Origin of the sequence: Phenylobacterium sp. (assembly GCF_004297125.1) — a bacterium.
Taxonomy (GTDB): domain Bacteria; phylum Pseudomonadota; class Alphaproteobacteria; order Caulobacterales; family Caulobacteraceae; genus Phenylobacterium.
This window is the reverse complement of sequence record NZ_SCVD01000021.1, coordinates 277,960-297,541: the sequence shown is the minus strand read 5'-3', so window position 1 is coordinate 297,541 and position 19,582 is coordinate 277,960. Positions and strand designations below refer to the sequence as shown.

Annotated in this window: 20 protein-coding genes; 16 read left to right on the top strand and 4 right to left on the bottom strand. The window is 69.1% G+C overall.

All coding sequences use genetic code 11. The features are described from left to right. Positions 1-100: 100 nt before the first annotated feature. From EPO51_RS14435 to EPO51_RS14405, 7 genes are all read left to right on the top strand, one after another. Positions 101-1,174 (top strand): LLM class flavin-dependent oxidoreductase, encoded by a 1,074-nt coding sequence (locus tag EPO51_RS14435; protein ID WP_293351681.1) that lies wholly within the window; start codon positions 101-103, stop codon positions 1,172-1,174. Continuing rightward, positions 1,171-1,956 (top strand): SDR family NAD(P)-dependent oxidoreductase, encoded by a 786-nt coding sequence (locus tag EPO51_RS14430; RefSeq protein ID WP_293351679.1) that lies wholly within the window; start codon positions 1,171-1,173, stop codon positions 1,954-1,956. Before EPO51_RS14435 ends, EPO51_RS14430 begins: the two co-directional genes overlap by 4 nt. Then, positions 1,953-2,708, top strand: a complete 756-nt coding sequence (locus tag EPO51_RS14425) for an SDR family NAD(P)-dependent oxidoreductase (RefSeq protein ID WP_293351677.1) — start codon at positions 1,953-1,955, stop codon at positions 2,706-2,708. Before EPO51_RS14430 ends, EPO51_RS14425 begins: the two co-directional genes overlap by 4 nt. A gap of 62 nt (positions 2,709-2,770) precedes the next feature. Further along, positions 2,771-4,177, top strand: a complete 1,407-nt coding sequence (locus EPO51_RS14420) for a spinster family MFS transporter (protein WP_293351675.1) — start codon at positions 2,771-2,773, stop codon at positions 4,175-4,177. Beyond that, entirely contained in the window at positions 4,177-4,692 is a 516-nt protein-coding gene (locus EPO51_RS14415) for a flavin reductase family protein (protein ID WP_293351673.1), read from the top strand. The genes EPO51_RS14420 and EPO51_RS14415 overlap by 1 nt, the downstream gene beginning before the upstream one ends. Beyond that, a complete protein-coding gene (locus EPO51_RS14410; RefSeq protein WP_293351671.1) occupies positions 4,692-5,897 on the top strand; it encodes a CaiB/BaiF CoA transferase family protein in 1,206 nt (401 codons plus the stop codon). Before EPO51_RS14415 ends, EPO51_RS14410 begins: the two co-directional genes overlap by 1 nt. Continuing rightward, positions 5,894-6,661 (top strand): class II aldolase/adducin family protein, encoded by a 768-nt coding sequence (locus EPO51_RS14405; protein WP_293351669.1) that lies wholly within the window; start codon positions 5,894-5,896, stop codon positions 6,659-6,661. The genes EPO51_RS14410 and EPO51_RS14405 overlap by 4 nt, the downstream gene beginning before the upstream one ends. 51 nt (positions 6,662-6,712) lie before the next feature. On the opposite strand, the gene EPO51_RS14400 is transcribed toward EPO51_RS14405, so the two are convergent. Next, entirely contained in the window at positions 6,713-7,591 is an 879-nt protein-coding gene (locus EPO51_RS14400; RefSeq protein WP_293351667.1) for a LysR family transcriptional regulator, read from the bottom strand. A gap of 96 nt (positions 7,592-7,687) precedes the next feature. Here EPO51_RS14400 and EPO51_RS14395 point away from each other — a divergent pair, with 96 nt between their 5' ends. The 8 genes from EPO51_RS14395 to EPO51_RS14360 all read left to right on the top strand — a co-directional run bounded on the left by EPO51_RS14395 (position 7,688) and on the right by EPO51_RS14360 (position 15,293). Further along, on the top strand, positions 7,688-8,872 hold the full coding sequence (locus EPO51_RS14395; RefSeq protein ID WP_293351665.1) for an MFS transporter: 1,185 nt from the start codon (positions 7,688-7,690) through the stop codon (positions 8,870-8,872). Between the two features lie 124 nt (positions 8,873-8,996). Continuing rightward, positions 8,997-9,656, top strand: coding sequence for a hydrolase (locus tag EPO51_RS14390; protein WP_293351663.1), 660 nt, complete (start codon positions 8,997-8,999; stop codon positions 9,654-9,656). A gap of 67 nt (positions 9,657-9,723) precedes the next feature. Continuing rightward, positions 9,724-10,545, top strand: a complete 822-nt coding sequence (locus tag EPO51_RS14385; RefSeq protein WP_293351661.1) for an alpha/beta fold hydrolase — start codon at positions 9,724-9,726, stop codon at positions 10,543-10,545. A gap of 18 nt (positions 10,546-10,563) precedes the next feature. Further along, positions 10,564-10,827, top strand: a complete 264-nt coding sequence (locus EPO51_RS14380; RefSeq protein ID WP_293351659.1) for a DUF1427 family protein — start codon at positions 10,564-10,566, stop codon at positions 10,825-10,827. Next, positions 10,824-12,767, top strand: coding sequence for an amidohydrolase (locus tag EPO51_RS14375; protein WP_293351658.1), 1,944 nt, complete (start codon positions 10,824-10,826; stop codon positions 12,765-12,767). The genes EPO51_RS14380 and EPO51_RS14375 overlap by 4 nt, the downstream gene beginning before the upstream one ends. Positions 12,768-12,769: 2 nt before the next feature. Beyond that, positions 12,770-13,198, top strand: coding sequence for a DoxX family protein (locus tag EPO51_RS14370; RefSeq protein ID WP_293351657.1), 429 nt, complete (start codon positions 12,770-12,772; stop codon positions 13,196-13,198). Then, entirely contained in the window at positions 13,195-14,571 is a 1,377-nt protein-coding gene (locus EPO51_RS14365) for an alginate export family protein (protein WP_293351655.1), read from the top strand. Before EPO51_RS14370 ends, EPO51_RS14365 begins: the two co-directional genes overlap by 4 nt. A gap of 17 nt (positions 14,572-14,588) precedes the next feature. Next, positions 14,589-15,293: a YoaK family protein gene (locus EPO51_RS14360; RefSeq protein WP_293351653.1), complete on the top strand. Its 705-nt coding sequence runs from the start codon at positions 14,589-14,591 to the stop codon at positions 15,291-15,293. A 3-nt stretch (positions 15,294-15,296) separates the two neighbouring features. On the opposite strand, the gene EPO51_RS14355 is transcribed toward EPO51_RS14360, so the two are convergent. After that, positions 15,297-16,226 (bottom strand): LysR family transcriptional regulator, encoded by a 930-nt coding sequence (locus tag EPO51_RS14355; RefSeq protein ID WP_293351651.1) that lies wholly within the window; start codon positions 16,224-16,226, stop codon positions 15,297-15,299. A 116-nt stretch (positions 16,227-16,342) separates the two neighbouring features. Between EPO51_RS14355 and EPO51_RS14350 the strand changes: the two genes are divergently transcribed. After that, positions 16,343-17,041: a pirin family protein gene (locus EPO51_RS14350; RefSeq protein WP_293351649.1), complete on the top strand. Its 699-nt coding sequence runs from the start codon at positions 16,343-16,345 to the stop codon at positions 17,039-17,041. Between the two features lie 160 nt (positions 17,042-17,201). Here EPO51_RS14350 and recQ read toward each other — a convergent pair whose 3' ends face one another. Then, positions 17,202-19,058 (bottom strand): DNA helicase RecQ, encoded by a 1,857-nt coding sequence (recQ, locus tag EPO51_RS14345; RefSeq protein WP_293351647.1) that lies wholly within the window; start codon positions 19,056-19,058, stop codon positions 17,202-17,204. Between the two features lie 57 nt (positions 19,059-19,115). Beyond that, positions 19,116-19,580 carry a BLUF domain-containing protein gene (locus EPO51_RS14340; RefSeq protein WP_293351645.1) on the bottom strand — a complete coding sequence of 155 codons (465 nt, stop codon included), beginning with the start codon at positions 19,578-19,580 and terminating at the stop codon, positions 19,116-19,118. Between the last annotated feature and the right edge of the window lie 2 nt (positions 19,581-19,582).

Below are 19,582 nucleotides of genomic sequence, written 5' to 3'. Positions count from 1 at the left end.
CGATACGGTCGGTCAACGGCAGGGTCTCGCTCCCTTAGCGATTGACAACGGGCGTCTCGATCTTCATTTTGTTTTTATAAAAAATAAATGGAGACATGACGTGCGCTTTGGAATGGTCGTCACGCCGACTGAGACCCTGGGAACCGACGACGCGCGGCTTTACCGCGAGGTGATCGCCGATGCGTCGCTTGGCCAGCAACTGGGCTTCGAAAGCGCTTGGTTCATCGAGCATCACTTCACTGACTATTACCCGGTGCCGTCGCCGCTGGTGTTCATGTCGCACATCGCCGCCAAGTGTCCTGGCCTCGGCTTGGGCACCTGCGTGGCCGTGACGCCCTGGTACAGCCCGATCCGGCTGGCCGAGGAAATCTCGATGCTCAGCAACCTGACCAGCGGCGAGCTGCACATCGGCATGGGTCGCGGCACCGCCAGCCTCGAGTACGAGGCCATGGGCATCGACATGAGCCAGTCGCGCGAGATGTTCGCGGAGTGCTGGGACGTCGTCCAACGTTTCATGTCCGGCGAACGCTTCGCCCTGGACGGCCAGTTCACGAAGATGGGCCGCGAGGTGAGCCTTCGCCCGCGCCCGCAAATCAACCGCATCAACTTCTACGGCGCCCTCGGCAGCCCGCCCTCCGCCAGCCTGATGGCCGATCAGGGGATGGCTCCCCTGTGCTCATCGGGCTTCCCGATGGAGTTGCTGGCCAAGATGCTGCGGACCTGGGACGAGCGGATCGGTGACGCCAAGGCGGCCCTGCCTGAGGCCCGCCCGGTGATGGTCAACTGCTTCCTGGCCGACACCGACGAGGAAGCCCGCGAGCTATCCCGCGCCTACACGCCGATCTACTACCGCCAGCAGGTCGAGCACTACGAGATCGAGACCACCGACTGGTCGAAGATCCGCGGCTACGAGAGCTTCGCCAAGACCTTCGAGGGGTTCGTGCGGATGTGCGATCCCGCCAACCTCGACCCCTGGATGGACCTGCAGATGATCGGCTCGGCGGACACCGTCGCCGCCCGCATCGAGCAGTACCGCGCCGCCGGCTTCAACAAGATCCTGGTCCATTGCGCCACGCCGGGCATCCCGCGCGAGGTCCGCCACGACACCCTGAAGCGCTTCGCGCGCGACGTGGCGCCGCGTTTCGCCGCCCAACGCGAACGGGCTCCGGCGTGAGCTTCGGCGGTGTGATCGCCGCCGTTACCGGCGGCGGCAGTGGGATCGGGGAAGCCTGCGCCCGCGCCTTGGCCGCCAAGGGCGCCCGGATCGCGGTCATCGACCTGAACCTGGCGGACGCGGAGCGCGTGGCCGCCGACATTGGCGGCCTCGCCTTCACGGCGGACATCAGCGACGCCGAGTCGATCGAGGCCTGTGCGGAAGCGGTCGAAGCCGCGCTAGGGCCGGTCGCGGTGTTGATCGCCAGCGCCGGCATCGCCCAGCCCGCGCTGCCGCCCGAGATGCTGAAGCAGCGCACCTGGGACAAGATCATCGCCGTCGACCTCCGCGGCGCGTGGCTGACCTGCGTCGCTTTCGGCGGCCGCATGGCCCGGCGCGGCAAGGGCAGCATCGTCAACATCGGTTCGGTGGCCGGCTCCGCCGGCACGCCCCTGCATGCCTATGGCCCCGCCAAGGCCGGCGTCCTGGCCATGACCACGAACCTGGCCGTCGAGTGGGGTCGCTCAGGCGTGCGGGTGAACGCCGTGTCGCCCAGCCACACCCTGACCCCCTTCGTGAAGGACGCCATCGAAAGCGGCCGCCGCGACCTGGCCGAACTGGCCGACAACACCGCGCTTGGCCGGGTGATCACCCCGGAAGAGGTCGCCAATGCGGCCCTGTTCCTGGCGTCGGACGACGCCTCGGCCATCACCGGGGTCAACCTGCCGGTCGACGCCGGCTGGCTGTCGGTGGGCGGTTGGCACTCCTATGGCGGCGTCCGCCCGGCGCGGACCGTGCCGTGAGCGAAGCGAAAGCGATTGGCCGCCGCATGGCGGCCCTTTTCGACCCGGGCGTCCGGGTCCTGGTCACGGGCGGCGCCTCGGGCATCGGCGCGGGCCTGTCCCGCGCCTTCGCCGCCGCCGGCTGCCAGGTGACGGCGACGGGCCTGAGCCAGACGGAGCTGAACGCGGCTGACGCCGGTGACGGCACGACCCTGAAGTTGCTGGATGTCCGCGACGACACCGCGATCGCCGCCGTGATGGCGACGTTCGAGCGGCTGGACGTGGTCGTGAATTGCGCCGGTGTCGCCTTCCACCAGCGCGAGGAGTTCGATCCCGCCGTGTTCGCCACAGTCCTGGACGTCAACCTCACCGGGACCATGCGGGTCAGCGCCGCCGCCCGCCCGCTGCTTGCCGCGAACAGCGGGGCCATTCTCACCTTGGCGTCGATGAACAGCTTCTTCGGCGCCCCCGGTGCGCCAGGTTACGCCTCCAGCAAGGGTGGCGTCGTACAGCTCACCAAGAGCCTGGCGATCGCCTGGGCTCGCGACGGCATCCGGGTCAACGCCATCGCGCCCGGCGGCATCGAGACGCCGATGACGGCCGCGCTGCGCGCCAGCGAGCACGCCAGCAAGCGTGCGCTGGACCGCACCCCCATGCGCCGGTGGGGCACGCCCGACGACCTGGCCGGCGCCGCCCTCTTCCTCGCCTCGCCGGCGGCCGCCTTCGTCACCGGCGCGGTCCTCACGGTCGATGGCGGCTACTCGATCACCTGATCCGCACAGCAAGAGCATCCGGCGGTTTCGCCGAGACGCCAGGACCACCCAGGGAACCCCGAATGACTTCGCAGACTGCAGTCGACAGCCCACCGATCTCCCGATCGTACCGGACCTGGGCGCTGTTCCTGCTGATGCTCATCTACCTGAGCAACTTCGTCGATCGGATCATCATCAGCGTCCTGGGCGAGGCGATCAAAGCTGATCTCAAGATCTCCGATGGACAGATGGGGCTGCTCGCCGGTCTGGCCTTCGCCAGCTCGTACGGCCTAATGTGCATCCCCATCGCCAGGCTCGCCGAGCGGTTCAGGCGCACGACCGTCATCGCCGTAGCCATCACCGTCTGGTCAGCCTTCACCGCCCTCTGCGGCATGGCTCACACCTTCACGCAGCTCCTGCTGTTCCGTATCGGCGTCGGCGGCGGGGAGGCGGGCTATGCGCCGGCGGCCCAGTCGTTGATCAGCGACTACTACCCTCCGGAGAAGCGGGCCTCGGCCCTCGCCGTCTTCGCACTGGGCGTGCCGCTGGGCACGCTCTTCGGCGCGTTGGCCGGCGGCTACATCGCCCAGCACATCGACTGGCGCGCGGCCTTCCTGATCGTCGGCGCGCCCGGGCTGATCCTGGCGATCGTGGTGAAGCTGTTCCTGAAGGAGCCGCGCCGTGGGCAGTCGGACCCGTCGCCCGTCGCGGCCGCAGAAGCCCCGCCGCTCATCAGCGTGGTCAGGACGCTGGCCGGCAGCCCGGCCTTCCTGCTGATGACCGCCGGCCTGGCGCTGGTGTCGCTGACCTCCTTCGGCCTGACCCAGTTCATGGCGCCCTTCTTCATCCGTGTTTTCGGCTTCGACTACACTCAGGCCGGCATGGCCCTGGGCCTGCTCGGCGGCGTATCGGCAGCGCTCGGCACGATGGTCGGCGGATGGCTGACCGACAGGGCGGCCCTCCGAAACCGGAGCTGGTACGCGCTGATCGGCGGCCTGGGCGCGCTGGCCGCCATCCCCTTCTATCTGTTCGGATTCGGACAACAGACCGCGCCCCTGGCGCTGGCCGTCTTGTTCCTGGGTCCCATCGGCCTCTTCTGCGGCCAAGCCCCCGTCTACGCCTTCACCCACAACCTGGTCGCGCCGCGCATGCGCGCGTCGGCCACGGCGCTGGTGATCGTCGCCCTGACCCTCATCGGCGCAGGCCTTGGCCCCTACCTGACAGGCGCAGTCATGGACGCGGTCAACGCCCACCTGTTCCAGACCCGGTTTGCCGGCGACTTCCTGGTCGCTTGCCCGGGCGGCAAGGGCGCGACGCCGGACCTCGCCGAGGCCTGCCGTGTCACACTCGCCGAAGGCGCTCGCTACAGCCTGATGGCCATGATCTCGCTCCTGGTCCTGCCAGGCGGCCTGTTCCTCATCGCCGGCCGCTACGTCGAGCGCGACCTCGATCGCGCCGCCGCCCGCAACACTTCCCACGGAGATGCCTGATGTCCGTCGCCCCCGCCATCGGTCGCCCTGAGGCCGTCCTCGCCGAGGCCATGGCGCAGGCCATGCGCCGGCTGGCCAAGTCGGTCTGCATCGTCACCACGCGCCATGAAGGCCAGCGCATGGCCATGGCCGCCACGGCCATCGACAGCCTGAGCCTGGATCCGCCCTCCCTGCTGGTCTGCATCAACAAGACCGCGTCGATCTTCCCGGCGTTCAGCGCGAAGGCCGACTTCAACATCAACATCCTGAGTCAGGCTCAGCAGCACCTCGCCAACCGCTGCAACGGCCCCGTGAAGGGCGAGGCCCGCTTCGGGGAAGGTGTCTGGATCGACGACGAAGTCCCCTGGTTGTCCGACGCCCAGGCCGTGGTGTGCTGTCGCCATGACGGCGATTTCCACTATGGCACCCACGGCGTTTTCATTGGTCGAGTGCTCGGCGTCCGGCTGCATGGCGACGTCGATCCGCTGATCTACGCCGACGGCCTCTATGGCTCGACCGTCCTGAGGAGGCCTTAATGCACCCCCCCCAGAGCCGCATGCTGGAAGGCCTCAAGGTCGTCGATCTGACCTCGGTGATCTTCGGTCCCTATTGCACCCTCACCCTCGCCGATCTCGGCGCCGAGGTGACCAAGGTCGAGGTCCCGACGGGCGACAGCTCGCGCATGGCTGGCGTGACCCAGCGCAATCCGATGATGGGGCCGGTCTACATGTCGCTGAACCGCGGCAAGCGTTCGGTCGCCCTGGACCTCAAGGACGAAGCTGATCTCGCCGTGATGCGCGCCCTGCTGAAGGACGCGGACATCTTCATCCACAACGTTCGTGCATCGGCCATCGACCGCCTGGGCCTGGACTACGAAGCCGTCAAGGCGATCAACCCGCGGATCATCTACCTGCACTGCGTCGGCTTCGGCTCGGACGGCCCCTATGGGGGGCTGCAGGCCTATGACGACGTGATCCAGACCGCATCGGGCATGACCAGCATGCAGAGCCTTGTCGATGGCGATCCGCGCCCGCGCTACGTGCCCTCCGCCATCGCCGACAAGGTCGCCGGGCTTCACGCCGCCTATGCGCTGCTGGCAGCCTACATCCACCGGCTAAAGACCGGCGAGGGCCAGTTCGTCGAAGTCGCCATGTTCGAGACCTTCGTGCACTTCCTGCTGCAGGAGCACCTGTTCGGCTTGACCTTCGACCCACCCACCGGACCGGTGGGATACTTCCGCCAGGTCGATCCGGACCGGCAGCCATTCCCGACCGCCGACGGGCATATCGCCATCGTGCCCTACAACGACGACGCCTGGATCAAGTTGTTCGAGATGACCGGTCGGCCGGATGTGGTGCGGAAGCCGGGCCTGGCGACCCCGCAGGAACGCGCCGCCAACCTCGGCGCGCTCTACCAGATCCTCGCCACGCTGACGCCCCAGCGCACCAGCGCCGAGTGGTTCGAGGCGCTTAATGCCGCGTCGATCCCGGCGACGCCGGCCCGCGACCTGGCGGACATCCAACAAGACCCGCATCTGGTGGCGACCAACTTCTTCCGCCGCCGCGAGCACGCGGCCGTCGGCCCCTACTTCGAGATGCGCCCGCCGGTCCGTTTCAGCCGCCCCGGGCCGGATGACCAGGGCGTCCCCCCAGTCCTCGGCCAGCACACCGACGAGGTGCGGCGCGAGCTCGGCCTGGCGGACGCCGCAGCCCCAGCCGCCGCCTGTGGAGACGCCTCATGACCGCCCCCCTCGCCAAGGCCACGACGTTGCGGGATCAGGTCTCGCCCGAGGAGTGGCACGCCCGGGTCGAGCTGTCGGCGCTCTACCGGCTGGTCGCGCTGCATGGGTGGGACGACATGGTCTACACCCACATCTCGGCTCGCATCCCCGGGCCGGGACACCAGTTCCTGATCAACCCGTACGGCTGGTTCTTCGAAGAGATGACCGCCTCGGCGCTGATCCGGATCGATATCGACGGGAACCTCCTGCAGGACACCGACGAGATGATCAATCCGGCAGGGTTCACGATCCACTCGGCGATCCACTCGGCGAGGCCCGACGCCGGCTACGTCATGCACCTGCACACCGACCACGGCGTCGCCGTGGCGGCCCAGAAGGAAGGCCTCCTGCCACTGTCGCAGCACGCATTGATCGCCCTGCCCCATCTCGCCTACCACGGCTACGAGGGCATCGCGCTGAACCATGAGGAACGCGAGCGGATCGTGGCGGATCTCGGCCGCAAGACCCTGATGCTCCTCCGCAACCACGGGACCCTGGCGATCGGTCGCAACGCCGCCGAGTGCTGGACCGGGATGTTCTACCTTGAACGCGCGTGCCTCCAGCAGGTGATGGCGTTGAGCGCCGGCCGCGAGAACGTCCTGATCGCGCCGCAGGAAGCCCAGGACGAAGTCGCCCGCCAGGTCGCGCGCGGGATCGGCGGCAAACTGGGCTGGCCGGGTTCGCTGCGAAGGCTGAACCGAGAATTGCCCGGCTACGACATATAGACGCCAGCTGCGGTCGCCGCCTCGACCCACCCAGTTTCGGCGCTGGCGCCCCTAAACCGCCCCTAAGCGAAGCTTCACGAAGGCGATGAAGGCGCTGACCTTTGCCGGGGTTAGCCGACGGCTGGGATAGAGCGCCCAGATGGCCAGCGGTTCCGGCGTGGCGTCCGCCAGCGGCAGGCGCACCAACCGGCCGGCGGCCAGGTCGTCACGAACCACCCAGCTTGAGAACATCCCGATCCCGAGGCCGCTCAGGCAGGCGGCGTGCAGGCTTTCGATCGACGTCGCGGTGAAGCGGCCGGCCACCGGAATTCGGACGCGCCGGTCACCCGCCAGGAACGGCCAGTGATCGACGCCCGTCTGGACGAGGTTCGCATGGCGGGAGAGGTCTGACAGAACCTGCGGCGCGCGCCCCGTGGCGAGGTATCCAGGCGAAGCATAGAGGTCGCGCCGATTGTCGGAGAGCCGTCGCCCGATCAGGCTGCTGTCTGCGGGCTCGGCGATCCGGATCGCCACATCCACCCCTTCCGCGACGAGGTCGACGAGACGGTCGGTCACGATAAGATCGACGCGGACGTCGCAATGCGCCGCCATGAAATCGGCGACGATCGGCGTCACCACCCGGCGTCCGAAGGCGTCGGAGGTTGTGATCCGCAACAGACCCAAGACCCCGCCGGCGGTCGGGCGCACGCTGTCCCGCGCGGCCGCCTCCGCCTCCAGCACGGCCATCGCATGAGGCAGGAAGGTCTCGCCCTCCGGCGTCAGGCTGATCGCGCGCGTGGTTCGGTGAAGCAGCCTGACGCCAAGGTCGGTTTCCAGGGCGCTGAGGCGCCGGGCGGCCGTCAGGGGAGAAATCCGCAGCCGGCGCGCCCCGGCCGCGACGCTTCCAGCCTGGCTGGCTTGGACGAAGACGGCGAGGCCCGCAGAATCCATATCAACACTTTCTGATGCACCGGTGTAGCAGATTGCGTCACTACATCACAGATTGAGCTTCTCGCATGTGTGGACCGTCGAAATCGGAGCCACGCCATGTCCTCCCGCCACTTGCTATCCGACGCGCCAGCGGCTGCAGCCGAGCGTGGCCTGGTCCTCGCCATGGCCGCCGCGGCAGGCCTGGCGGTCGCCAACATTTACTACAATCAGCCCCTGCTGGGCCTCATTCAGCGCGACCTTCCAGGCCGGCTGACGGGTCTCGTTCCGACGGCGACCCAGCTCGGCTATGCGCTGGGCCTCTTCCTTCTCGTGCCCCTGGGCGACCTGGTCGAACGCCGCCGCCTGGTCGGGCTGCAGTTCGGCGGCCTGGCTCTGGCCCTGGCCGCCACCGCGGTCGCCCCCAACGCCCTGGCCCTGCTCGCGGCCTTTCTTGTGGTCGGACTGGCAGCCACGGTCGCCCAGCAGATCGTCCCGTTCGCCGCGCATCTCGCCAGCCCTGAGCGGCGCGGCGCGACAGTGGGTCTGGTGATGGCGGGGCTGCTCTGTGGCATCCTGCTCAGCCGCACGCTCGCCGGCTTCGTCGGCTCCAGCTTCGGGTGGCGCGCCATGTTCTGGCTGGGCGTGCCGATCGCGCTCGGCGCGGGGGTCCTGATGATGGCGCGGTTGCCGGTCAGCCGGCCCACGACGTCGATCGGATACCTCCCGCTGCTCCGCAGCCTCGTGGATCTGTGGCGCGAGTTCGCCGAACTTCGGCGGGCGGCGCTGACCCAGGCCATGCTGTTCGCCGCCTTCACGGTGTTCTGGACCCTCCTCGCCCTGCATCTTCAGGAGCCCCGTTTCGGGCTGGGCGCGGGCGTCGCCGGCCTGTTCGGAGTGATAGGCGCGCTCGGCGCGCTGGCCGCGCCGGCGGCCGGCGCGCTCGCGGACCGCAAGGGCCCCCGGCCGGTGATCCTGGCCGGCGTCGGGGTCACCGTGTTCGCTTGGCTGATCTTCGCCCTCTGGAACGCCCTGCCCGGCCTGGTCGTGGGCGTCATCGCGCTCGATCTCGCCGTTCAAGGGGGGCTGGTCTCGAACCAGCACGTGGTGTTCGCCCTGCGCCCGGAGGCGCGCTCGCGGCTCAACACGCTCTTCATGGGCGCGATGTTCCTCGGCGGCGCGACGGGATCGGCGCTCGCGATGAGCGCCTGGTCCGCCGGCGGCTGGCCTGCCGCCTCTGCGCTCGGCGTCGCCTTCGCGCTCGCCGCGATCCCTCCGCAGCTACGGCCCAGACATTCAATTTAATAGAACGGAAAGTCGGAATTTATCCAACTTCCTACGCGGACCAGGCGCCCATACCAATGGCGTCACGGCAGACGCGAGCCCCGACGGGGACGCCAGCCAACCGCACACCGAAAGAGGGACGACCATGACCATCACCGCCACCCCGACGCCGGCCAAGGGCCTGCTTTCGCCGACCAACCACGCCCTGGTCCTCATCGATTTCCAGTCGCAGATGGCCTTCGCCACGAAGTCGATCGACGCCACCCTGCTGCGCAACAACGCCGGCCTGATCGCCAACGCCGCCGCAGGCTTCAAGGTCCCCACCATCCTGACCACGGTGGCCGCCGAGAGCTTCTCCGGCCCGATGTTCAGCGAGATCACCGACGCCTTTCCCGGCCAGAAGTTGCTGGACCGCACCTCGATGAACACCTGGGAGGACGCCGCGGTGATCGACGAGATCAACCACATCGGCAAGGATCGCCTGGTCTTCGCCGGCCTCTGGACCTCAGTGTGCATTGTGGGCCCGGTGCTCTCGGCGCTCGAGCAGGGCTTCGAGGCTTATGTGATCACCGACGCCTCGGGCGACATCTCCGACGAGGCCCACGAGCGCGCCGTCCAGCGGATGATCCAGGCCGGCGCCAAGCCGATGACCTCGCTGCAATACCTGCTTGAGCTGCAACGCGACTGGGCCCGCGCCGAGACGTACGATTTCACCACCGGCCTGGCGAAGAAGCTGGGCGGCGCCTATGGCCTGGGCGTCACCTACGCCAAGACCATGTTCGGCGCCTCCGAAGGCGGCCATTGACCTGACCCGCGGGCGGGCCTGAGCGCCCGCCGCTCTTCTTCACATCCCCGAAATCAAGGAACGAGTCATGAGCTTCGTGACGACGAAAGACGGTACGCGGATATTCTACAAGGACTGGGGGCAAGGTCAGCCCGTGGTCTTCTCCCACGGATGGCCGCTCAGCGCCGACGCCTGGGACGGCCAGATGCTGTTCATGGCGCAGAACGGCTACCGGGTGATCGCCCATGACCGCCGCGGTCACGGCCGCTCGGACCAGCCGGCTGCCGGCAATGACATGGACACCTACGCTGACGACCTTGCCGCGGTGATCGAGGCCCTAGACCTGAAGGACGCCATCCTGGTGGGCCACTCCACCGGCGGCGGCGAGATCGCCCACTATATTGGCCGGCACGGCACGAGCCGCGTCGCCAAGATGGTGCTGATCGGCGCGGTGCCCCCGACCATGGTCAGAAGCGAAGCCTATCCGAACGGCCTGCCGATCGACGTGTTCGACGGCATCCGCAAGGCCGTCCTCGACAACCGCTCGCAGTTCTACCTCGACCTGCCTACAGCCTTCTTCGGCTTCAACCGCGAAGGCGCCCGGGTCAGCGAGGGCCTGCGCCAGTCCTTCTGGGCGCAGGGCATGCAGGGCTCGGTCCTGGGCCAATATCTCTGCGTCCGGGAATTCTCCGAGGTCGACTACACCGAGGACCTGAAGAAGATCGACGTGCCGGCGCTGGTCGTCCACGGCGACGATGACCAGATCGTCCCGATCGGGAATGCGGGCCTGCTGTCGGCCAAGATCATCCCGAACGCGATGCTCAAGGTCTACGAGGGCGCCCCGCACGGCCTCACCGCCACCCACCAGGAGCGGCTGAACGCCGACCTGCTGGCCTTCGCCCGCAGCTAGACGCCAGGAGAACGGACGATGAAGCCCTACCTTCTTTCGATGGGCGCTGGCGTGCTGGTCGGTGTGGTCTACAGCCTGCTCAACGTCCGTTCTCCGGCCCCGCCCGCGATCGCGCTGCTGGGCCTCATGGGGATCCTGCTGGGCGAACAGGCGCTGCCGCTGGCGAAGCGCCTGTTCGCCGGGCGCGACGTCGTCGCCTTCCTGCAAACCGAGTGCGCGCCCCGGGTTCTGGGCGCGCCGTCCGCGCCCAAGGCCGAGCCCGTCGACAAGGATCACGCATGACCCCCTTCAGCCGCCGCCAGACCCTCGTCGCCGCCGCCGCGACGCTCGCCACCCAGGCCCACGCCGCCGACCGGAAGCCCAACATGTCCAAAGATCTGATCCTGACGAACGCCAAGGTCACCACGCTGGACCGGAGCAACCCCCAGGCCCAGGCGGTGGCGATCCGCGACGGCAAGTTCCTGGCGGTGGGCTCCGAGGCCGACGTCCGCGCCGCGGCTGCGCCGAACGCCACGGTCATCGACGCCAAGGGCCGGCGGGTCATCCCGGGCCTGATCGACAGCCACATGCACATCATCCGCGGCGGGCTGAACTACAATATGGAGCTGCGCTGGGACGGCGTCCCCAGCCTCGCCGACGCCATGGCGATGCTGAAGACGCAGGTGCAGATCACGCCGCCGAACCAGTGGGTGCGCGTGGTCGGCGGCTTCACCGAGCACCAGTTCGCCGAAAGGCGCCTGCCGACCATTGACGAGCTCAACGCCGCCGCGCCCGACACGCCGGTCTTCATCCTGCACCTCTACGACCGCGCCTTGTTGAACGCCGCGGCGCTCAGGGTGGTGGGCTACACCAAGGACACGCCGAACCCGCCCGGCGGCGAGATCGTCCGCGACGCGGCCGGCAACCCCACCGGCCTGCTGCTAGCCCGGCCGAACGCGACGATCCTCTATTCCACCCTGGCCAAGGGCCCGAAGCTCCCGCCCGAGTTCCAGCTCAACTCCACGCGTCATTTCATGCGTGAGATGAACCGCCTGGGCGTCACTGGCGTGATCGACGCCGGCGGCGGCTTCCAGAACTATCCCGACGACTATGCGATCATCGAGAAGCTGCACGCCGACGACCAGTTGACCCTGCGCATCAGCTACAACCTCTTCACCCAGAAACCGAAGGAAGAGCTGGCCGATTTCGCCGGCTGGTCCAAGCAGGTGAAGCCCGGCCAGGGCGACGACACCTATCGCCACAACGGCGCCGGCGAGATGCTGGTCTACTCCGCTGCCGACTTCGAGGACTTCCGCGTCGAGCGTCCGGAGATGCCGGCGAACATGGAAGGCGACCTGGAGCCGGTGATCCGCCTGCTGGCCGAGAACCGCTGGCCCTGGCGCCTGCACGCCACCTACGACCAGACCATCACCCGCGCGCTGGACGTGTTCGAGAAGGTCAACCGCGACGTGCCGTTCAACGGCCTGCACTGGTTCTTTGACCATGCGGAGACCATCAGCGACCGCAACATCGATCGCATCGCCGCCCTCGGCGGCGGCATCGCCGTGCAGCACCGCATGGCCTACCAGGGCGAATACTTTGTCGAGCGCTATGGCGAACGCGCCGCCGAGGCGACGCCGCCGATCCGCAAGATGATGGCCGCCGGCGTGCCGGTGGGCGCCGGCACCGACGCCACCCGCGTCGCCAGCTACAACCCGTGGGTCTCGCTCTCCTGGCTGGTGACCGGCAAGACCGTGGGGGGCCTCAGCCTCTATCCGCAGGCCAACCGGCTGGACCGCGAAAGTGCGCTCCGCCTCTGGACCGAGGCCAACACTTGGTTCTCCAACGAGCAGGGCAAGAAGGGGCAGATCAAGGCCGGCCAGCTTGCCGACCTGGCGGTGCTCTCGGACGACTACTTCGGCGTGGCCGAGGACCGGATCGCCCACCTGGGCGCCGTGCTGACGCTGCTGGGCGGCAAGGTCGTCCATGGCGAGGCCGACTATCGTCCCCTGGCGCCCGAACTGCCTAAACCGATGCCCGAATGGTCGCCGGTCCGCGTGTTCGGCGGCTATCAGGACCGCGCCAGGCGCGGCTCCGCCGCCTTGATGGCGTCGGCCTGCGGCTGCGCAAAATCCTGCGACGTCCACGGCCACGACCACGCCGCGGCCCTGGGTCGCAAGGCGCCGGCCGCCGACGCCCCGACCTTCTGGGGCGCCTTCGGCTGCGGCTGCTGGGCGGTTTGACCGTGGCTCGAACCCCGCCTGCCGTCGTCGCCCGCATCCTGGAGGCGCGGCCCTCACTCTTCCTCGCGAAGCTGGCCCTGGTCAGCGCCTATGTCCTGGGCGGTATGGTGAAGGCCCTCGATTTCCCCGGCGCGGTCGCCGAGCAGATCCACTTCGGCCTGCATCCGCCGGCGCTGTTCGCGGCCCTCACCATCGCGGTCGAACTGGTGGGTAGCGTCTTGGTGATGACCCGTCGCTGGGTCTGGCTGGGCGCGGGCATGCTGGGCGTGTTCACCGGCCTGGCGGCGATCACCGCCAACGCCTTCTGGACGATGCCGGACGGCCACGATCGGTTCATGGCCACCAACGCCTTCTTCGAACACCTGGGCCTGATCGGAGGTTTCGTCCTGGTGGCGATCCTGGCGCATCGCGAGCCACGGCCGGTCCGATGATCGACCGCCGCGCCCTCGCAGGACTGGCGGTTGCCCTGGGCGCCGCCCAGGCCTCGCCGGCCGACGCGGAGCCCGGTGCGCCGCCCAGCCTGACGGTGACGCGCTTCGATGAGGACTGGTCGGGCCTCGCCGACCCCGCCGCCCGCACCGGCCGCTGGACCGAGGCCCTCAAGTACGCGCCCCTGGCCCGCGCATCGAACTACCTGACCACCGGCCTGGAGGTACGTCTCCGCACCGAGGCGTTCCGCAACAACGGCTGGGGCGGGGCCGAGGCGCCGGACGACAGCTACCTGTGGGTCCGCGCCCTGCCCTACGCCGACCTCCACCTGGGCCAGCTCCGCGCGTTCGTTCAGCCGATCATCGCTTCTGCGGTGGGCGTGGAGCCGGCGGCGGGCCCCATCGACAGGACGAGCGTCGATCTGCTGCAGGGCTTTGCCGAGGTCTCACTCCCGGCCGGCGAAACCACCGTCGTCCTGCGCGCGGGACGCCAGCTCATGCCGCTGGGCAGCGAGCGGTTGGTCGGCGCGCGCTACGGACCCAACATCCCCCTGGCCTTCGACGGCGTTCGCGCGGACCTCCACGCCGGCTCCGCGAAGCTCAGCGTCTTCCGGGTCGAGCCGGTGCGCGCCGGCGCGGACGCCTTCGATGACAAGGCTTTCTCGGCCAAGGCGCTTTGGGGCGCCTATGCGACCCTGCCAAACCTGGACCTCTACTACCTGGGCTTCCGCCATCGCGATGCGACCTTCGGCGGCCGGACGGGCGACGAGCATCGCGACAGCTTCGGCGCCCGCAGCTTCGGCCATGTTGACGACTGGCGCTGGAACCTCGAGGGCGTGATGCAGACCGGCCGCTTCGACGGCAGGAAGATCCGCGCCTGGACCGTCGGATCCGAAGGCAGCCGGCGCTTTCCCGACGCCCCGCTCAAGCCGGATGTCACTGTCCGCTTCAACGTCGTCAGCGGCGAGACGGACCCCACCGACGGCAAGCTCGGCACGTTCAACGCCTTGTTCCCCAAAGGAAAATACTTCGGCGAGCTGTCGCCGATCGGGCCCTACAACATCGTCAGCCTCAACCCCAGCGTGGCGCTGGACCTGGGCCACGACGTCACCCTGGGCCTCAGCGCCATGGCCTACTGGCGCTACGCCCGCGCCGACGGGATCTACGACGTGCCGGGCGGCCTGATCCGCGGCCCCGGCGGCTCGCAGGCTCGCTTCATCGGCAAGCAGGCCGAGGTCGTCCTGGATTGGCAGGCCACGCCTGAACTGGACCTGTCGGCCTCGATCTCGGCCTTCGACCCCGGCGCCTTCATCCGCGAGACCGGTCCGGCCGAGACGATCGGCATGGTCGGCCTCGAAACCAATTTCCGCTTCTGACCTGGAGACTTGCGACCATGACTCAGCCGCCCGCCTCATCCGCCGCGCCGCTGCCCTGGCTATTGCTCCTCCTGTCGGTCACCACCGGCCTGGTGGACGCGATCAGCGTCCTGGGGCTGGGCAAGGTGTTCACCGCCAACATGACCGGCAACATCGTGTTCCTGGGCTTCGCCGCCTCCGGCGCGCCGGGCTTCCGGGTCGCGCCCTATCTCGTGGCGATCTCGGCGTTCCTCGTCGGGGCGGCGGTGGCCGGACGGATGGGCAAGGCGCATGCGGACGGCAGCCTGCGCCGTTGGCTGCTGACCTCGGCCTCGATCGAGGCGGTGCTGCTCTGGGTCTCGGCGGGTTTCGCGATCGGCCTCGACGTCGCCGCGGGAACGCCCGAGCCGAACGTCTACGCCATCATCGCGCTGACGGCGCTGGCCATGGGCTATCGCAACGCCACGATCCGCCAGCTCAAGATCCCGGACCTCACCACCACGGTGCTGACCCTGACCCTAACCGGCTTGGCCGCCGACTCGAGCCTCGCCGGCGGAGCGAACCCCAACTGGGCGCGCCGGGTGGGCGGCGTCGTGGCGATCTTCGCCGGCGCGGCGCTGGGCGCGCTGCTGGTCACCCGCACCGGCTTGGTGATCCCGTTGATCCTGGCGGGTCTGCTGGTGTTGGCCGGCACGCTGGCCTGTGCGCTGCACCCGGCCGCAAGGGCGCCGGCTCGCGCCTGACGCTCAGATGTCGGTCAGGCCCGCCTCCTCCACGTCGTTCGCGCCCCGGCGAACGAACTGATCCAGGAGCCAGGAGGCGGCCGGCCCGGGCGGCGTATCCCGCCGCCAGACGCCCGCGAACCGATAGGTGCCGCCGGCGTGGTCGGGCATGGCCAGCCGGACTAGCGTCCCCGCCACCAGGTCCGGTTCGATCATCGGCAACGGCATGTTTCCCCAGCCGATGCCTTCGCGCAGCAGGGCGTGCTTGGCGCCGAGGTCCGCCAGCCGCCACGTCCGCGGGCTCATGACCGAGAAGTCCTGACCTTCGGTGAACCGCGAGCGGTCGCTCAGCACGAGCTGCACGTAGTCGCGGCCGGCCCCGGGCGGGATCCGCGGCATGCGGCCCAGCGGATGATCGGGCGCCGCGACCGGCGCCATGGGCACGGAGCCCGCATTGACGCATTCGACCCCCTCCACGCCCGCCGCCAAGGGGCCGGAGATCCCCACGACCGCCTTGCGATCGAGCACCAGGGCGGTGATCGCGCCCAGGGCTTCCACGTGCAGCCGCAGCGACACGGTGGGATACTCCAGCGCGAAGGCCCGCAGGATCTTCCCTAGTCGCTCCGCCGGCAGCATCACGTCCACCGCCAGATCGACCTCGGCTTCCAGCCCGTCCAGCAGCCCCTTCACCTTGGCCCGCAGGCTGTCGATCCCAAGGGCGATGGTGCGAGCTTCGGCCAGAAGGGCGCGTCCGGCCACGGTGAGCTGCGGCTTGCGCGAGCCCTCGCGGTCGAACAGCACCACGCCGAGTTGCGCCTCAAGGTTGGTGATCCCGTAGCTGATCACCGACACGGCGCGGTTCAGGCGCCGCGCCGCGCCGCCGAAGCTGCCGGCGTCGACCACCGCCAGGAAGGTCCGCAGCTGTTCGAAGGTTGGGGTCCCGGGATTGGCCACCGTTCAACTCCCTAGATCATCTTGTCCGATCTTATGCAGCTAAAGTCGAACGTCCCCAAGCAGTAGGTTTGGGTCATCAGATGACCCCGGCCCCGCCGGCTCGCAGGAGACTTCCCATGATCGAACTCCGTCCCTTCGACAGCCTGGGCGGCGAAAACCACGGCTGGCTCGACGCCAAGCACCACTTCTCCTTCGCCAACTACCGCGACGCCGGGCGCATGAACTGGGGCGCCCTGCGGGTCTGGAACGACGACACGATCGAGCCGAACACCGGCTTCCCGCCGCACCCCCACCGGGACATGGAAATCATCACCTACGTCCGCGAGGGCGCCATCACCCATGAGGACAACCTGGGCAACAAGGGTCGCACCGAAGCCGGCGACGTGCAGGTCATGTCGGCCGGCTCCGGCGTCCGACATTCCGAGTACAACCGCGAGAACGTCACCACGAAGATCTTCCAGATCTGGATCCTCCCGACGGAGACCGGCGGCCAGCCCAGCTGGGGCGCCAAGCCCTTCCCGAAGGGCGATCGCAGCGGCCGCTTCGTCAGCCTGGCGTCGGGCCTGCCGGGCGATGCCGGCGCCCTGCCGATCCGGACGAACGCGCGCGTCCTGGGCGCCACCCTGAAGGCCGGCGAAACGGTCGAATACGCCCTCGGCGCAGAGCGCCGCGCCTATCTGGTTCCGGCGACCGGCTCGGTCCAGGTCGAAGGCGTCACGGCCCTGGCCCGGGACGGCGTCGCCATCGCCGACGTCGGCGCCTTCGCCATCACGGCTCTGGAGGACAGTGAAGTGGTGCTGGTCGACGCGGCTTAGCCGGGAAACCGTGGAGATAGACCACAGTGGCCCATCTCCACTGCCACTCCCCGGCGGCGGACTTCGTGATCTGGCTCGAACAACCTTGGCCGACGCGTCTATGGCGGTCCTGGCGAAAGACGAGGGTCTATCTCCCCTTCTCCCGCAACGGGAGAAGGAATCAGGCGAATCCGCCCACCAGCTCCAGCACCGCCTCACCGTAGTGGGCGAGCTTGGCTTCGCCGACGCCGTTGAGGCGGGCCAGCGCGGCGCGGGAGCCGGGCTTGGCGGCGGCGATTTCCACCAGGGTGCGGTCGTGGAAGATGACGTAGGGCGGCACGTGCTGGGCCTTGGCCTCGGCGGCGCGCCAGGCCCTGAGCGCCTCGAACAGCGACTGGTCGGACGGCGGCACGACCGTGGCGTCGCGGGCGCCGCGCTTGCGCGCGCGGGTCCCGCGCCCACCGGTTTCGGGTTCAGCGGTCGCGGAGCGCATCGACACGGTCCGTTCGCCGCGAAACACCGCGCGCACGGCCTCGGCGTCCCCCAGGCCCACCAGCGGGCGGCCGTCATTGGGATCCTCGCGCAGCAAGCCCTCGAACAGGAGCTGCTCGGTCAGGTCGCGCCACTGGTTGGCCGTGAGCTCCTGGCCGACGCCCCAGGTGGAGAGGCCGGCCTCCCAGTCGCTGACGTCCTTGGTCTTGCCCAGCAGATGGTCGACCAGCCGGCCGCGCCCGAACCGACCGTTCAGACGGTGCGCCGCCGACAGCGCCTTCTGGGCTTGCACAGTGGCGTCTTGGGTCTCCACCGCGCCCGAGCAAAGGTCGCACTGGCCGCAAGGCTCGACCCCCTCTTCGCCGAAGTAGCGCCGCACCGTGGCCGCGCGGCAGCCGGCGCCGTCCAGCAGGGTGTAGAGCTGGCGCACCTTGCGCACCTGGACCTGCTTGACCGCCTCGTCCATCTCCCGCTCGGCGATGCGCTTCAGCGCCCAGGCCATGTCGGCGGCCCCGTAGAGGGTGATCCCCTCGGCCGGTTCGCCGTCGCGCCCGGCCCGGCCGATCTCCTGCCAGTAGGCCTCGATCGAGCCCGGCGGATCGGCGTGGATCACGAAGCGGACGTCCGGCTTGTCCACGCCCATGCCGAAGGCGATGGTCGCCACCATCACCGCGTGGTCCGCCTCGAGGAACTCCTCCAGCCGGGTCTCGCGCAACCGCTTGTCGAGGCCCGCGTGATAGGCCACCGCCGGCACGCCTGCGCCGCGCAGGGCCTCGGCCAGTTTCTCGGTCTTGTCGCGCGATCCGGCGTAGATCACGCCGGAACGGTTCGGCCGCGCGGCGACCAGGTCCACGACCCGCTTCTCCACCCCGCCGCGCTTGCGCTCCGCCGACAGGATCAACTCCGGGCGGGCGAAGCTGGCCACATATTCGGCGGCGTCCTGTAGCCGCAGCTCGGCGCGGATGTCCTCGCGGGTCTTGGCGTCGGCGGTGGCCGTCACGGCCAGGCGCGGGACTTTCGGGAACAGCTCGGCCAGCCGGCCCAGCATCCGGTACTCGGGCCGGAAGTCGTGGCCCCACTGGCTCACACAGTGGGCCTCGTCGATGGCGATCAGGGCCAGGGGCGTGCGCGACAGCCGGTCCAGCATCCACGGCTGCATCAGCCCTTCGGGCGAGATGTAGAGGATATCCAGCTCGCCGGCGTCGATCCGCCGCCAGGTCTCGGCCTTGGCCTCGGGTTCGATGTTGGAGTCCAGCCGTGCCGCGGCCACGCCCGACTGCACCAGCGCCGCCACCTGGTCGGTCATCAGGGCGATCAGGGGCGAGACCACCAGCCCCAGGCCCGGCCGCATCAGGCTGGGGATCTGGTAGCAAAGGCTCTTGCCGCCGCCGGTGGGCAGGACGGCCAGCGCGCTGCGCCCGGCCAGGGCCTCGCCGATCACCTCGGCCTGCAGGCCGCGGAAGTCGCTGTGGCCGAAGGTGCGCCGCAGGATATCGCGCGCGGCGTCGAGGGGCGCGATCTCGGCTTCGGCGACAGCAGGACTCATCGGCCCTATATGCCGCGCGCCGCCGCCGGGCGCCATGCGGCGTTCCGGTTTTCCCCGTTAACGCGAGGCGCTGAGCTGGGTGCGCTCCTGGACGCCGCGGACCGACTTCAGCAGTCGCATCGCCGAAGCCGCGGACAGGGTGTGGGGGGCGAACAGTTCACGCCGTTCCAGCGTGTCCAGGATGGCGTCGTCGGCATCGCTCATGCGGCGCGCGCACATGTTCCAGTCGGCGAACTCGCGGTCCTGGGCGGGGCCGGCCCCGAGGATCCTGGCTTCCGCGTTCCGAGGATCCCCGAGGATCCGCCGATAGGTCGTCATGACCTGCTCGGCGGGTCCCTCCAGCGCCTGCAGGAACCAGCCGGCGTGGACCAGCAACAGGCCGGTGATCGAAGCGGCCCGATTGTTGCGGATGGATACGCGGACGATGCTGCCCACCTCGTGGTCCAGGTCCGCCGCATGGATGTTCTGGCGGCTGGAATAGATCAGGCGATGCAGGGTGCGGGAGCTGGAGATGGCGGACATGA

Bases quoted from the DNA above. Each gene is read 5' to 3' on its own strand.
- EPO51_RS14375 (WP_293351658.1), top strand. From the start codon at position 10,824: ATGACCCCCTTCAGCCGCCGCCAGACCCTCGTCGCCGCCGCCGCGACG.
- EPO51_RS14390 (WP_293351663.1), top strand. From the start codon at position 8,997: ATGACCATCACCGCCACCCCGACGCCGGCCAAGGGCCTGCTTTCGCCG.
- EPO51_RS14350 (WP_293351649.1), top strand. From the start codon at position 16,343: ATGATCGAACTCCGTCCCTTCGACAGCCTGGGCGGCGAAAACCACGGC.
- EPO51_RS14410 (WP_293351671.1), top strand. From the start codon at position 4,692: ATGCACCCCCCCCAGAGCCGCATGCTGGAAGGCCTCAAGGTCGTCGAT.
- EPO51_RS14360 (WP_293351653.1), top strand. From the start codon at position 14,589: ATGACTCAGCCGCCCGCCTCATCCGCCGCGCCGCTGCCCTGGCTATTG.
- EPO51_RS14405 (WP_293351669.1), top strand. From the start codon at position 5,894: ATGACCGCCCCCCTCGCCAAGGCCACGACGTTGCGGGATCAGGTCTCG.
- EPO51_RS14365 (WP_293351655.1), top strand. From the start codon at position 13,195: ATGATCGACCGCCGCGCCCTCGCAGGACTGGCGGTTGCCCTGGGCGCC.
- EPO51_RS14380 (WP_293351659.1), top strand. From the start codon at position 10,564: ATGAAGCCCTACCTTCTTTCGATGGGCGCTGGCGTGCTGGTCGGTGTG.
- EPO51_RS14340 (WP_293351645.1), bottom strand. From the start codon at position 19,580: ATGTCCGCCATCTCCAGCTCCCGCACCCTGCATCGCCTGATCTATTCC.
- EPO51_RS14420 (WP_293351675.1), top strand. From the start codon at position 2,771: ATGACTTCGCAGACTGCAGTCGACAGCCCACCGATCTCCCGATCGTAC.
- EPO51_RS14385 (WP_293351661.1), top strand. From the start codon at position 9,724: ATGAGCTTCGTGACGACGAAAGACGGTACGCGGATATTCTACAAGGAC.
- EPO51_RS14395 (WP_293351665.1), top strand. From the start codon at position 7,688: ATGTCCTCCCGCCACTTGCTATCCGACGCGCCAGCGGCTGCAGCCGAG.
- EPO51_RS14400 (WP_293351667.1), bottom strand. From the start codon at position 7,591: ATGGATTCTGCGGGCCTCGCCGTCTTCGTCCAAGCCAGCCAGGCTGGA.
- EPO51_RS14415 (WP_293351673.1), top strand. From the start codon at position 4,177: ATGTCCGTCGCCCCCGCCATCGGTCGCCCTGAGGCCGTCCTCGCCGAG.
- recQ (WP_293351647.1), bottom strand. From the start codon at position 19,058: ATGAGTCCTGCTGTCGCCGAAGCCGAGATCGCGCCCCTCGACGCCGCG.